Annotated in this window: 14 protein-coding genes and 1 pseudogene; 13 read left to right on the top strand and 2 right to left on the bottom strand. The window is 71.6% G+C overall.

All coding sequences use genetic code 11. From position 1 onward, the window contains the following. The first annotated feature begins 29 nt into the window (after positions 1–29). The 13 genes and pseudogenes from ACWA7K_RS10610 (at position 30) to ACWA7K_RS10550 (ending at position 11171) form a co-directional block, all read left to right on the top strand. A complete protein-coding gene (locus tag ACWA7K_RS10610) occupies positions 30–905 on the top strand; it encodes an SDR family NAD(P)-dependent oxidoreductase (protein WP_456168772.1) in 876 nt (291 codons plus the stop codon). 24 nt (positions 906–929) lie between these two features. Continuing rightward, positions 930–2633, top strand: a complete 1704-nt coding sequence (locus ACWA7K_RS10605) for an FAD-dependent oxidoreductase (RefSeq protein ID WP_456168316.1) — start codon at positions 930–932, stop codon at positions 2631–2633. Then, positions 2623–3006, top strand: a complete 384-nt coding sequence (locus tag ACWA7K_RS10600; RefSeq protein WP_456168314.1) for an NIPSNAP family protein — start codon at positions 2623–2625, stop codon at positions 3004–3006. The genes ACWA7K_RS10605 and ACWA7K_RS10600 overlap by 11 nt, the downstream gene beginning before the upstream one ends. Then, positions 3003–3815, top strand: a complete 813-nt coding sequence (locus tag ACWA7K_RS10595) for an SDR family NAD(P)-dependent oxidoreductase (protein WP_456168312.1) — start codon at positions 3003–3005, stop codon at positions 3813–3815. The genes ACWA7K_RS10600 and ACWA7K_RS10595 overlap by 4 nt, the downstream gene beginning before the upstream one ends. A gap of 31 nt (positions 3816–3846) precedes the next feature. After that, entirely contained in the window at positions 3847–4695 is an 849-nt protein-coding gene (locus tag ACWA7K_RS10590) for a branched-chain amino acid ABC transporter permease (protein WP_456168310.1), read from the top strand. Between the two features lie 38 nt (positions 4696–4733). Then, positions 4734–5048: pseudogene (locus ACWA7K_RS10585) on the top strand (ABC transporter permease subunit); the annotation flags it as partial. Between the two features lie 91 nt (positions 5049–5139). Beyond that, a complete protein-coding gene (locus ACWA7K_RS10580; protein ID WP_456210461.1) occupies positions 5140–5745 on the top strand; it encodes a branched-chain amino acid ABC transporter permease in 606 nt (201 codons plus the stop codon). Between the two features lie 2 nt (positions 5746–5747). After that, positions 5748–6467, top strand: coding sequence for an ABC transporter ATP-binding protein (locus ACWA7K_RS10575; protein WP_456168306.1), 720 nt, complete (start codon positions 5748–5750; stop codon positions 6465–6467). A gap of 44 nt (positions 6468–6511) precedes the next feature. Next, a complete protein-coding gene (locus ACWA7K_RS10570; RefSeq protein ID WP_456168304.1) occupies positions 6512–7213 on the top strand; it encodes an ABC transporter ATP-binding protein in 702 nt (233 codons plus the stop codon). 71 nt (positions 7214–7284) lie between these two features. Next, a complete protein-coding gene (locus tag ACWA7K_RS10565; protein WP_456168302.1) occupies positions 7285–8499 on the top strand; it encodes an ABC transporter substrate-binding protein in 1215 nt (404 codons plus the stop codon). Between the two features lie 125 nt (positions 8500–8624). Beyond that, a complete protein-coding gene (locus ACWA7K_RS10560; protein ID WP_456168300.1) occupies positions 8625–10397 on the top strand; it encodes an FAD-dependent oxidoreductase in 1773 nt (590 codons plus the stop codon). A 175-nt stretch (positions 10398–10572) separates the two neighbouring features. Beyond that, positions 10573–10830, top strand: a complete 258-nt coding sequence (locus tag ACWA7K_RS10555; protein ID WP_456168298.1) for a type II toxin-antitoxin system HicA family toxin — start codon at positions 10573–10575, stop codon at positions 10828–10830. A gap of 5 nt (positions 10831–10835) precedes the next feature. Continuing rightward, positions 10836–11171, top strand: coding sequence for a type II toxin-antitoxin system HicB family antitoxin (locus ACWA7K_RS10550; protein ID WP_456168770.1), 336 nt, complete (start codon positions 10836–10838; stop codon positions 11169–11171). A gap of 12 nt (positions 11172–11183) precedes the next feature. On the opposite strand, the gene ACWA7K_RS10545 is transcribed toward ACWA7K_RS10550, so the two are convergent. Both ACWA7K_RS10545 and ACWA7K_RS10540 read right to left on the bottom strand, forming a co-directional pair. After that, positions 11184–12050 carry a sugar phosphate isomerase/epimerase family protein gene (locus tag ACWA7K_RS10545; RefSeq protein WP_456168296.1) on the bottom strand — a complete coding sequence of 289 codons (867 nt, stop codon included), beginning with the start codon at positions 12048–12050 and terminating at the stop codon, positions 11184–11186. After that, a complete protein-coding gene (locus ACWA7K_RS10540; protein WP_456168294.1) occupies positions 12047–13786 on the bottom strand; it encodes an FAD-dependent oxidoreductase in 1740 nt (579 codons plus the stop codon). Before ACWA7K_RS10540 ends, ACWA7K_RS10545 begins: the two co-directional genes overlap by 4 nt. Between the last annotated feature and the right edge of the window lie 4 nt (positions 13787–13790).

The following is a 13790-nucleotide window of genomic DNA, read 5'->3' as shown; positions in this document are numbered from 1 at the left end:
CGCATGGAAAGCCCGAAAAGTCTGGTGACCTGAGCCGGCACTGGCTGGGTCTGGCCGGCCGTGTCGTGGTCGTCAGCGGGGCCGCCAGCGGCATCGGCCGTGCGATCGCGGAAGGCCTGTGCGAGGCCGGCGCGAAGGTCGCGCTGGTCGACCGGGACGCCGACGGCGTGCACGCCACCACCGCCACGCTGCGGGCCGCCGGCGGCGAGGTGCTGGGCCTCGCCTGCGACATCGCCGACGAGGCCGGCGTGCGCGCCGCCGCCGAGCGGGTGCGCGGCGAACTCGGGCCCGTCGCCGGCCTGGTCAACAACGCCGGCCTGCTGCGCGCCGGTCCGCTGGCCGATGTCACGCTGGCCGACTGGAACACCGTGCTGTCGGTCAACCTGACCGGCTACCTGCTGTGTGCGCGCGAGTTCGGTGCCGACATGCGTGCCGCCGGCCACGGCAGCATCGTCCACATCGCCAGCATCTCGGCGCTGCATCCGCAGACCCGCAGCGGCGCCTACAGCGCGAGCAAGGCCGGCGTGCTGCTGCTCAACAAGCAGCTGGCGGCCGAGTGGGGCCCGCTGGGCGTGCGCAGCAACGCCATCTGCCCCGGAATGATCCGCACGGCGCTGTCGGCCCGCTTCTACGAGGTGCCGGGCTTCGAGGCCCGTCGCGCCGCCGTCACCGCCAGCCGCCGCGTCGGCGAGCCGGTCGACATCGCCGATCCGACGCTGTTCCTGCTGAGCGACCGCGCCGCCTATGTCAACGGCACCGAGCTGGTGGTCGACGGCGGGCTCGACTGCATGTTGATGGACATGGTCCCGCGCCCCGGCTTCAACGACACCGCGGCGCTGCCGTCGGCCCCGGTGACGACCCCGGTGACGACCCCATTGGTGACCCCGTCGGTGACCCTGACCTGAACCGGCCGACACGAGAGAACCCCGATGAACACGACGAACTGTGACGTGCTGGTGATCGGCTCCGGTGCCGGCGGCCTGTCGGCGGCGCTGGCCGCACGCAAGGCCGGACTGTCGGTGATCGTGGCCGAAAAGGCGCCCGTCTTCGGTGGCACCACCGCCTTCAGCGGCGGCGTGCTGTGGATCCCCGGCAACCGCCACGCCCGCGAACGCGGCATCGCCGACAGCCGCGAGGCCGCCCGCGAGTACCTGCGCCAGGAGACCGGCGAGTGGTTCGACGAGGCCGCCTGCGAGCTGTTCCTCGACCACGCCGCCGAGATGGTCGACTGGTTCGAGCGCGAGACCTCGGTGCGCTTCGTGCCGACGCTCTACCCGGACTACCACCCGACCGTGCCCGGTGGCGTCGACATCGGCCGCTCGATCCTGGCCGCGCCGTTCGACATCCGCCAGCTCGGCGCCGACATGGCGCGGCTGCGTCCGCCGCTGGCGACCATCACCTTCATCGGGATGATGTTCAACTCGTCGAACGCCGACCTGAAGCACTTCTTCCGCGCGACGAAGTCGCTGACGTCCTTCCTCTACGTCTGCCGCCGGCTGGCCACCCACCTGAAGGAGCTGGCGCTGTACCGGCGCGGCGTGCAGGTCACCAGCGGCAATGCGCTGGCGGCGCGGCTGGCCCATTCGGCGCTCGGCCTGGGCGTGCCGATCTGGACCGACAGCCCGGCGCGCCGCCTGCTGATCGAGGACGGCCGCGTGGTCGGCGCGCTGCTGCGGCGTAATGGCGCCGACGTGACCGTGCGGGCGCAGCACGGCGTCGTGCTGGCCTGCGGCGGCTTCCCGCATGACCACGAGCGCATCGCGCAGGCCTATCCGCACCTGCGGCGCGGGGGCGAGCACCTGTCGCCGGTGCCCGAGCACAACACCGGCGACGGCATCCGGCTGGCCGAGACGGTCGGCGCGAAGCTGGAGATCCGCTTCCCGGCCACGTCGGCCTGGATGCCGGTCTCGAAGGTGCCCCATGCAGACGGCAGCCACGGCGTGTTCCCGCACCTGCTGGACCGCTACAAGCCCGGGATCATCGGCGTGACCCGCAACGGCCGGCGCTTCTGCAACGAGTCAGAGTCCTATCACGACGTCGGCGCCGCGATGATCCGCGCCTGCGAAGGCCAGGCCGAGACCGCGATGTGGCTGGTCTGCGACCAGCAGGCGCTGTCGCGCTACGGCCTGGGCCATGTCAAGCCGGCGCCCATGCCGATCGCCGGACCGCTCCGGCGCGGCTACCTGCTGCGGGGCAGCACGCTGGCCGAGCTGGCCGAACGCGCCGGCATCGACGCGGCCGGCCTGGAGGCCACCGTGGCCGAATACAACGAGGGCGCACGCGAGGGCGTCGACCGCCAGTTCGGTCGCGGCACGACCACCTTCAACCGCTACCTGGCCGACCCGGAGAACTGCCCGAACCCCTGCGTCGCGCCGATCGGGGCCGGGCCGTATTACGCGGTCAAGGTCGTGATGGGTGACCTGGGCACCTTCGACGGCCTGGACACCACCCCGCACGGCGAGGTGCTCGACGCCGAGCGCCACGTCATCCCCGGCCTCTGGGCGGTGGGCAACGACCGCGCCAGCCTGATGGGCGGCAACTACCCGGCCGCCGGCATCACGCTGGGTCCGAACATGACCTTCGGCTGGCTGACCGGCCGGGCCATCGCGCGGGAGGCCGCCCATGCCGGCTGAGCTGCATTCCGCGACCATCGTGGCCAGCGCCAAGCCACTGGTCGACCACCGCGTCTACACCATCACGCTGCGCCGGATGGCCGAGTTCATCGAGGTCTTCGACCGCCTGGCCATGCCGGTGCTGATGGCCACGCTGGGCCACCCGCTGGGCTTCTGGACCAGCGTGGTCGGACCGCAGAACCAGTTCGTCCACCTGTGGGGCTATGACAGCCTGGCCGACTACGAGGCGCGTTGCCGCGCCCGCGACACGCACCCCGACTTCCCGGCCTACCTGGCGGCCTCGGGCCACCTGATCACCGCGCAGGAGACCCGCCTGATCCGGCGCGCCGAGCTGCCCCTGCTGCAGGCCTGGACCCCGGGGGCGCGTGCATGAGCGCCGATCCGAAGACGGCTCGCGTGGCCGCCAGCGTGGCCGTTGTCACCGGTGCGGCCGACGGCATCGGCTGGGCCACCGCGCAGCGCCTGGCGGTCGACCATGACCATGTCGCGCTGCTGGATCTGCGCAGCGACGAGGTGGTCGCCCGTGCCGCCGCACTCGGCCCCGCCCACCTCGGTCTGGGCTGTGACGTGACGCAGGAAACCTCGATCAACACGGCCATCGCGGCGATCCTGGCCGCCTTCGGCCGGATCGACACGCTGGTCAACAACGCCGGCATCGGCGACCAGGCCGGCGCGACGGTCGACCAGGACGCGGCGGCCTTCGACCGCGTGCTCGCCGTGCATCTGCGCGGCACCTTCCTGATGAGCCGCGACGTCGGCCGCGTGATGCTGGCCCAGGGCGGCGGCGCGATCGTCAACCTCGCGTCCATCGTCGCGTCGGCCGGCATCCCCGGGCGCAATGCCTACGGCGCGGCGAAGGCCGGCATCGTCGGCATGACGCAGGCGATGGCGGTCGAGTGGGGCCTGCGCGGCGTGCGCGTCAACGCGGTGGCGCCGGGTTATGTGCGCACCGCGCTGGTCGACCGGCTGGTCGGGCAGGGCGCCTTGAAGACCGATGCCATCGAGGCCCGCACGCCGATGGGCCGCATGGGCCGGCCGGACGAGATCGCCGAGGCGATCGCCTTCCTGGCCTCGCCGGCGGCCAGCTACATCACCGGCTCGGTGCTGAAGGTCGACGGCGGCTGGACCGCCCACGGCGGAACGATTCCGGCCGTGCCGCCGGTCGTCGGGCAGGGCCGCTGAGCGGTCACACGGGACACCAGGAGACAAGCAGATGACCATCCACCTCTTCAACGGCCTCGTCTACGGCGCGCTGCTGATCGTGATGTGCTCGGGGCTGGCGCTGATCTACGGCCTGCGCCGGGTCGTCAACTTCGCGCACGGCTCGCTCTACATGCTGGGCGCCTACCTTGGCTATTCGATCGCGCTGCAGAGCAACTTCTGGGTCGCGCTGCTGGTCTCGCCGGCGCTGATGGCCGTGCTGGGCGTGGTGATCGACCGCTGGGGCTTCCGGCTGCTGCAGGACCGCGATCCGCTGTCGGTCGTGCTGGTCACCTTCGGCGGCCTGCTGGTCATCGAGGACCTCGTGCAGACGGTCTGGGGCAAGAGCAACCTGTCGGTCAGCGCACCGGCCGCGCTGGCCTTCTCGGTCGACCTGTGGGGCACGCCGGTGCCGGCCTACCGGATCGGCGTGATCGTCGTCGGCGCGGCTGTCGCGATCGGCCTGACGCTGTGGCTGCGCCACTCGCGCGTCGGCCTGTTCGTGCGCGCCGCCAGCACCGACCCGGTCACCACCGCCATGCAGGGCGTGCACACCGATGCGCTCAGCGCGATGGTGGTGGGACTGGGCACGGCGCTCGCGGGCCTGGCCGGCGTGGTCGCCGCGCCCTTCCTGTCGCTGTCGCCGTCGATGAGCAGCGACGTGATCATCGACAGCTTCGTGGTCGTCGTGATCGGCGGCCTCGGCAGCCTCGCCGGCGCCTTCATCGCCGCGATGGCGCTGGGCCTGGTGCAGGCGCTCGGCGCGGTCTGGCTGCCCGATGCCTCGGTGCTGCTGCCCTTCCTGCTGATGGTGGCGATCCTGCTGTGGAAGCCGGCGGGCTTCGCCGGCAGCCGCACCTGAGCGCACCGATCCCACCGACCCCCCGCGGAAGACCGTCCATGACCCCCGTGCAACTCCTCCTGTCCGCCGCCGGCGCCCTGGCCGTCGGTGTCGCGGTCGCCCTCGGCGTGGCCTCCGGCACCGTGCTGTCGCTGCTGACGCAGGCCACGATCTACGCGATCTTCGCGTTGGGCGTGGGCCTGCTGCTGCGCCAGAACGGCATGGTCAGCTTCGGCCATGCGCTGTACTTCGGCGCGTCCGGCTACGTCGTCGCGATCCTGCTGCAGCTCAAGGCCATGCCGGCCGAATGGGCCGTGCTGGTCGCCATCGCCGGCCTGACCGTGCTGGCCTTCGTGATCGGGCTGGTGATCGTGCGGGTGCCCGGCGTCGCCTTCGGCATGCTGACGCTGGCGGTCGGCCAGATGGCCTACCTGACGGCGTCGCGCTCGCGCGGCCTGACCGGCGGTGCCGACGGCATGTTCGATCGACTGGCCGTCGACGCTGTTCGGCCTGCCGATCTCGCTGGTCACCCGGCCGGCCAGCCTGCTGCTGATCAGCTGGGGCGCGCTGGTGCTGGCCCTGCTGCTGCTGGCGCTGCTGCTGCGCTCGCGCTTCGGCGACATCACCGAGGCGGTGCGCGACAACGAGGAACGTGCCCGCTTCATCGGCATCCGCACGCTGCTGCCGCGTGCGGCGGTCTACGCGCTGTCGGCGACCGTGACCTCGCTGGCCGGCGTGCTGGCCGCCCTCAACACCGGCTTCATCTCGCCCGAGTCGCTGCACTGGAGCCTGTCGGGCGTGGCGCTGATGATGGTCGTTGTCGGCGGCACCCGCGTGCTGTGGGGCCCTGCGCTCGGCGCGGCCGTGTACTTCCTGGCCAAGGACGTGCTGGGCGACCACGCGCAGCACTGGATGGCGATCTTCGGCATCGCGCTGATCGTGGTGATCGTGTTCGCGCCCGAAGGCCTGTCGGGCTTCGTCCAGCGGCTCTGGACACGCCGGCCCGGGTCACCCGACCGGACCGCCCGCCGCGCGGAAGGCCCGATCAACACGCGCATCGCGAGGACCTGACCATGACCGACTACGTGCTGCAGACCGACGACGTGGCGATCCACTATGGCGGCGTCAAGGCGCTCGACGGCGTCGCGCTGACGCTCGAACGTGGCCAGATCCGCGGCCTGATCGGCCCGAACGGCGCCGGCAAGTCGACCGTGATCGACGCCATCACCGGCCGCCGCCGGCTGACCCGCGGCCAGGTCCTGCTGGGCGGTCAGGACGTGACCGCGCTGGGCGTCGTCGAACGGCGCCAGCGCGGCCTGTCGCGCAGCTTCCAGCGCACCAGCGTGTTCGGCCAGATGCGGGTGCGCCAGCAGGTCGAGCTGGCGTCGCACCAGATGGGCAGCGAGGACCCGGGCGCCGATGCCGACGATGTCCTGCAGGAGCTGTCGCTCGACGCCATGGCCGACACGCTGGCGGTCGACCTGGGTTACGGCGAACAGCGCCGGCTGGACCTGGCGCTGGCACTGGTCGGCCGGCCGAGCGTTCTGCTGCTGGACGAGCCGATGGCCGGCCTGTCGGTGCAGGAGTCGCTCGACCTGGCCCAGCACCTGAAGGCGCTGACGACCCGCCGCGATGTCTCGGTGCTGCTGGTCGAACACGACATGGACGTGGTCTTCGGCATCTCCGACCAGGTGACCGTGTTCGAGCTGGGCCGTGTCATCGCCCAGGGCAGCCCGGCCCAGGTGCGGGCCGATCCGCGTGTCCGCGAGGCCTACCTCGGCAGCGCGGCCTGAACCGCGCGACCCGCTGCAACCCCGATCACGACGAGGCGAAACCGATGTCCACCCCCTTGCTCGAACTCGAAGGCGTCCAGTCGTACTACGGCTCGGCCCACATCCTGCACGGCCTGGACCTGCGCGTGGACGCGGGCGAACGGGTCGCGCTGATCGGCCGCAATGGCGTGGGCAAGACCACCGTCGTCAACACCGTGCTGGGCCTGGCCTCGCTGCGCGGCGGCCGTGTCGCATTGGCCGGCCGCGCGATGCCGCGCCCGCGCACCTACATGGCCGCGCAGCGCGGCGTGGTCGTGGTGCCGCAGGGCCGCCGCATCGTCGCCAACCTGACGGTCGAGGAGAACCTCCGGCTCGGTGCCGCCACCGGCCGCAAGGGCCACTGGACCGTGCCCGAGGTCTACCGGCTGTTCCCGATCCTGCAGGAGCGCGCGCACACGCCCGGCACCGCGCTGTCCGGCGGCCAGCAGCAGATGCTGGCGGTGGGTCGCGCGCTGATGGCCAACCCGTCGCTGATCCTGCTGGACGAGCCGACCGAAGGCCTGGCGCCGGTCATCGTCGACCAGCTCGGCGTGATCTTCAACGAGGTCGCCCGCCAGGGCACCGCGCTGCTGCTGATCGAACAGAACATGACCCTCGTTGCCCGTGTCGCCGAGCGTTATTGCGCGATGGCCAAGGGCTCGGTCGTCGCACAAGGCCGTGTCGCCGAGACCAGCCTGGACGAGCTGCACCGGCACGTGATGGTCTGACCCTTGCCCCCTGGCGCCTGCGCCGCGTCTTTCCCTGCCCCCCACCACACCACAACCGAAGGAGACCCCCCATGACCTCGAACCTCGACCGCCGCCAGCTTTCCCGACTTGCCCTGGCCGCCCTGGCCACGTTTGCCACGGGCCTTGCCGCCATTCCCGTTGCCGCGCAGGCCCAGGCCAAGGACCCCGTCCGCGTCGGCCTGGTCAGCTCGAAGTCGGGCGTGTTCGCGCAACAGGGCGAGGAGGTCATCCGCGCCGTCAAGTTCGCGATCGACGAGGCCAATGCCAAGGGCGGCGTCGATGGCCGCAAGGTCGAGGTCGCCGAGGCCGATGACGAGGGCACGCCCGATGCCGGCCGGCGTGTCGCCGAGAAGCTCGCCCGAGACGGCTACAACCTGCTGATCGGCGCGATCCCGTCGTCGATCTCGCTGGCGCTGGCGCCCAACCTGGAACGCTGGGATGCGGCCTATTTCGTCGTCGCCAGCAAGAGCGACAAGATCACCGGCGACACCTGCAAGCCGCGTGTCTTCCGCACCAACCACTCGGACGCGATGGACATCGCCATGATCAGCGAGTGGGCCAAGGGCTTCAAGGAGAAGACCTATGCGTCGATGGCGGCCGACTACGTCTGGGGCCGCGACTCGGCCGAGTCCTTCGCCAAGGCCGTCAAGGCACAGGGCAAGGAGGTCAAGCTGCAGCTCTACGCACCGCTGGGCACGAAGGACTTCTCGCCCTTCATCGCCCAGCTGAAGGAGGCCAAGGTCGACGCGATCTGGGTTGCCGAGACCGGCCGCGACGCCATCGCCTTCGTCAAGCAGGCGCAGGAGTTCGGCCTGATCCCGCAGACGAAGCTGGTCGGGCATTCGCTGATCCTGAACTTCATGATCAACGCGACCGACAAGTCGCTGGAAGGCACGCCCGGCACGACCGGCTACACACCCGACATCGACACGCCGCGCAACAAGGCCTTCGTGGCCGCGTGGAAGGCCAAGTTCAACCGCCTGCCGACCGACAACGAGGGCCAGGCCTACAACGGCGCGCAGGTCATGTTCGAGGGCGTGAAGCTGGCCAAGAGCGCCAAGCCGGCCGATGTCAGCAAGGCCCTGAGCGGCGCCCAGATCGACTCGATCTACGGCAACGTGCAGATGCGGGCGGCCGACAACCAGCTGATGCTGCCGAACTTCGTCGGCCGCGCGAAGGTGGTCGACGGCCAGCTGCGCCCGGTGATCGAACAGACCTTCGCTGCCAGCTCGATGCCCGGCCCGTCGCCGCTGTGCAAGATGTGACCGCCGGCCGGCGCTGAGCCCGCCGGTCCTACCGCTCCCGTCAAAACCGGAATACCATTCCACTATTGGAATTGATTCCGGTTTTGTGCTTTCTGAGCCTTGGATCCATCGAGACCTCGCCCGCCATGCCTCTGCTCCAGACCCTCGCCTCCCTGCCGCCCGAAGCCGCCTACGACCTGGTCGTGATCGGCGCAGGCGGCGCCGGCCTGTCGACCGCCCTGCACGCGGCGATCGACGGTGCGAAGGTGCTGGTGGTCGAACGCACCGGCTTGGTCGGCGGCACGACCGCCTGGTCGGCCGGCACGACCTGGATCCCGTGCACCCGCCATGCGAAGGCGGTGCCGGGCGAGGACAGCCTGGCGCAGGCCGAGGCCTATCTCGACCGCGTCGTCGGCGGCCATGCCGATGCCGCGCTGCGACGCGCCTTCCTGGCCCACGGCGCCGAGGCGGTCGAACGCTTCGAGCGGCACACCGACGTCCGCTACCGGCCCTATGCGCTGCACCCGGACTACGAGTCCGACATCGAAGGGTCGACCTTGCGCGGCCGGGCGCTGGAGCCGCTGCCCTTCGACGGTCGCCTGCTCGGTGAGCTGTTCGGCCTGCTGCGACCGCCGATCCCCGAGTTCACCGTGCTGGGCGGCATGATGGTCGACCGCACCGACATCAACCACCTGCTGGCGATGGGCCGGTCGTGGCGTTCCTTGCGCCATGCGCTGGCCATCATCGGCCGCCATGCACGCGACCGCCTGAGCCACCCGCGCGGCACCCGGCTGGTGATGGGCAATGCGCTGGTCGCACGTCTGCTGCATTCGCTGGCGCAGCGCGCCAACGTGAGCTTGCTGGTCGACACCCGCCTGCGCGAGATCCACGCCGGCACCGATGCCGCCGGCGCCCGTGCGATCGAGGCCATCACGCTGGAAGCCGCCGGCCAGACCCGTCGCCTCACCGTGCGCGGCGGCCTGGTGCTGGCCAGCGGCGGCATCAACCGCGACCCCGAATGGCGCGCGCGCATGCTGCCCGGCATCCCCCTCAACTGGTGCCCCGGCGCGCCCGGCCACACCGGGCAGGCGCAGGCGCTGGCGCTGCAGCTGGGCGCCCGTCATGGCGACGGCGCGGCCAGCCCGACCTTCTGGGCGCCGGTGTCCCTGCGTCGCCGCGCCGACGGCAGCACGGCGGTCTTCCCGCACTTCGTCATGGACCGCGCCAAGCCCGGCATGCTGACCGTCAACCAGGCCGGCCGGCGCTACCTCAACGAGAGCATGTCCTACCACCGCTACGGCCTGGCGATGCAGGCCGAGCAGCGCCGCAACGACCGCGGTGAGCCCGGCGCGGCGGCGGCCCTGCCGTCCTACATCGTCTGCGACGCGACGGCGCTCAAGCGCTACGGGCTGGGCATGGTCCGCCCGGGCGGCAACGGCCTGGCCGCCTTCATCGCCGACGGCTACCTGACCACAGGCGCGACGCTGGCCGACCTGGCCCGCCAGCTCGACATCGACGCCGCCACGCTCGAAGCCACCGTGGCCACCCACAACCGCCACGCCGAGGCCGGCCACGACCCCGACTTCGGCCGCGGCGTCACCGCCTACCAGCGCAACATCGGCGACGCCACCTGGCCCGGCCGCAACCCCAACCTGGGCGCCATCACGACCGGTCCGTTCTACGCCGTCAAGGTCTACCCCGGCGACATCGGCGCCGCCATCGGCCTGCAGACCGACGACCGCGCCCGCGTCCTCGACACCCACGGCACCCCGATCGCCGGCCTCTACGCGGTCGGCAACGACGCCCAGTCGATCATGGGCGGCACCTACCCCGGCCCCGGCATCACGATCGGGCCGGGGATGGTGGCGGGCTATCTGGCGGCGCGGGATGCCGTGGGGCGCCTGCCGACACACGCCTGACCGGTTTCGGGCGGTGACGCGAAGGCGGGTTGAAGGCGGAGGCACCCTTCAGAGGGTGTCCGTTCCGCTCGCGTCACGCGGACAGTGGCGGCTCCTGACCGGAGCACGCCTTGTTGACCCAGAAAGCACCTGAATCGACCGTTGATTCGATATCAGAAACTGATATCGTTCAATCGTGAACTCCCGTCACCGGAGGACGCTGGAGGCGGTTTTCGACGTTCCGACCCGCGTCTCGATTCCGTTCGCGGACATCGAGGCGCTGTTCGTGGCGATTGGGGCCCAGGTGCGCGAACGCGAGGGTTCGCGCGTCTGCTTCGTCCTGGCGGATGGCCGGCAATGGCGTTGCCATCGACCCCATCCGGGCAAGGACGCCCGCCGCTACCAGGTCGACGAAGCGCGGGAGTTGTTGATCGACGCAGGAATCCGACCGTGAACACCATGACCCACCAGGGCTACACCGCCCGCATCGACTTCGATGACCGCGACGGCGTCTTTGTCGGGCGTCTGCTGGGGATCTGGCACCTGATCAGCTTTCATGCCGACAACGTCGGCGGCCTTCGCACGGCCTTTCATGCGGCCGTGCAGGACTATCTCGACGACTGTGCGGCGCAGGGCGTGAGCCCCGAGAAGCCCGCGTCGGGCAAGCTGTTGCTGCGGGTGTCGCCGCAGGTGCATGCGCAGGCGCTGGTGGCGTCGCAGGCGGCTGGCATGAGCCTCAACCAGTGGGTCGGCGAGGCCCTGCAGCGGGCGATCGAGGCGGCTGGCGAGCGTTGACGGCCGCGCGCCTCAGGTGCGATCGGTTGAGGCTTCCGTCGCCTCTCTGGCCACCCGCCGCGCATCCGCCAGCGCCAGCACCCGATCGGTCGCCTCGATCGCCAGCCGGGCCCAGGCCTCGTAGCCCATCGCGGGGGCGCGGGACTCGCTGGGGACCTCGATGCTGATGGGCAGGTCGGCCGGCAGGCGCGAGAAGATCTCGACCAGGTCGATGCCACCTTCGCCCGGCAGCAGGCGTTCGCAGCGGGCGTCGTGGATCAGGCCGGCGACCGTTGTCGGGCCGGGCACCAGGCCGTCGCAGATCTGGGCGTAGTGCAGGCGCTGGCGCGGCCAGCCGGCGAGGTCCTGCAGGCGGCTGGGTGAACGGGCGAAGTGCAGGGCGTCGAACAGCACGGCCGCGTTGGGCTGGTCGGCCGCCGCGACGATGCGTTGGGCGGCGGCCAGCGTCGGCACTGCTGTCCACGGCATGAACTCGAGGTCGGCGCTCAGGCCGTGGCTGGCGGCGGCCTCGCAGAAGGTGGCGTAGGACGCCGTCAGGCGGGCCTCGTCCGGGTCGTCCCCGGCGACCAGCACGTGCGCCGCGCCCAGTTCGGCACCGCAGGCCAGGAAGGCCTCGAAGCGGCCGGGTTCGAAGTCGGCGTCCAGGCGCGCGACCTCCAGGTCCAGCACGCGCACGCCGGTGTCGCGGATGGCGGCCAGCGTCTCGCGGCGGGCCGCGTCATCGCGCATCAGCGGGTGGTGCAGGCCGCCGGGTGCCGTCGGCAGCAGGCGGATGCCGGCGGCCTGGCAGCCGGTCGCGGCGGCCAGCCGGACCATCTGCGCCGGGGCGAGCGGCAGGGCCATCAGCTGGGCAAGCGAATAGGGGCGTGATCGCGTCATGGCGTGTCTTTCTGGACGTCATCGGGCATCGACAAGGGTTGGCCGGCCGCGTGGTGGGCCAGCACGTAGCCGAAGGTCATGGCAGGACCCAGCGTGATGCCGCCGCTGGGGTAGTGGCCGCCCATCAGGCTGGCCATGTCGTTGCCGGCGGTGTAGAGGCCGGGGATGGGCTCGCCGCGGTCATCGAGCACGCGGGCATGGGCATCGGCGGCCAGCCCCGCGAAGGTGCCCAGGCTGCCGGGCACGATGCGCAGCGCGTAGTAGGGGCCGTGTTCGATCGGTGCGACGCAGGGGTTCGGTCCGGCGTGTTCGGCATCGCCCTGCATGCGGTCGTAGGCGGTCTCGCCGCGACCCCAGGCCGGATCGCGGCCCTCGCGGGCATGCACGTTGTAGCCGGCCACCTCGTCGACCAGGCCGGCCGCGTCGATGCCGCAGCGGCGCGCCAGCGCGTCCAGCGTGTCGGCGCGCTGCAGGTAGCCGTTGTGCAGCCACGGTGCCAGCGGGAAGGGCCACGGCTTGCTGTGGCCCAGGCCGTAGCGGCGCTGGAAGCGGTGGTCGCAGATCAGCCAGGCCTGCAGCGGCTGGCCGGGGCGGGCGCTGGCTTCGCCCAGACGGTCGAACAGGCCGCGCATGAAGCTGTGGTAGTTGCCGGCCTCGTCAGCAAAACGCCGGCCGCTGGCATCGACCGCGATCAGGCCGGGCTTGCCCCGTTCGACCAGATGCACGAAGGCATCGAGCCGCCCGTTCGATCGCCGCAGCAGCGACACCGGTGCCCAGGCGCCGGCATGGGCGACGCCGGTGTTGACCGCGGCCCCGATGGCCTCGGCCATGCGCAGGCCGTCGCCGGTGTTGCAGGGCGGCGCGGCGCTGGGGTGTTCGCGGCCGGTCGGGGCGTGGCGGAACAGCGCGGCCTTGCGCGCGTCGTCGTGCGGGAAGCCGCCGGTGGCCAGCACCACGCCGCGTGTCGCCTTGAAGAGTTGCTCGTGCCCATCGGGATTGCGGACGATCACGCCGGTCACGCGTCCGCTGTCGTCGCGCACCAGCGACCGCGCCGCGTGCTCGTGCAGCAGCGTCACGCCGGCCTCGCGGGCCGATGCCAGCAGCGCGGCGGCCAGCGCGTTGCCGCCCATGCGCAGGCGGCCCTGGCCGTGCGTCAGCCGGTCGCGAGCATGGCGCAGCAGCCGGCCGCTGACGTAGGCGAACGAGTCCCAGGCCCGGTTGGCGCGCATGAAGTGCCGCAGGTCGCTGCCGATGCTCATGCCCAGCCAGCTGAGGATGTCGCGCGGCGGACGCAGCCGCGCCATCAGCGTGCGCCCGAGCCGGGCCGCGTCGAACGGTGCGGCGCAGACCGATCGGCCGCCTTCGAGCGCGCCGGGCACGCGGCCGTGGAAGTCCGGCAAGCGGTTGCCGTCGATGAAGCGCAGGGCGGTGTGGTCGAGGTGGAACTGCACCATCGCCGGGGCATGGGCCAGGAAGGCCTCGATGCGCGCGCCGTCGTAGTGGTCGCCCAGGATGTGGCGCAGGTAGGTGCGCGGCCCGTCGAGGCTTTCGTCGATGCCGGCCGCGCGGGCCAGCGGGTTGCGTGGCACCCACATCCAGCCGCCCGACCAGGCGGTGGTGCCGCCGAACAGCGGCTCCTTCTCGATCACGATCACCTTCAGGCCGAGGTGGGCGGCGGTGACGGCGGCGCTCAGCGCACCCGCGCCGGAGCCGATCACCAGCAGGTCGCAGCGCATCGGG

This window comes from Leptothrix mechoopdaensis (SeqCode) (assembly GCF_053893855.1).
The sequence above is the reverse complement of the archived record's forward strand: the minus strand, read 5'-3'. Positions and strand labels throughout refer to the sequence as shown.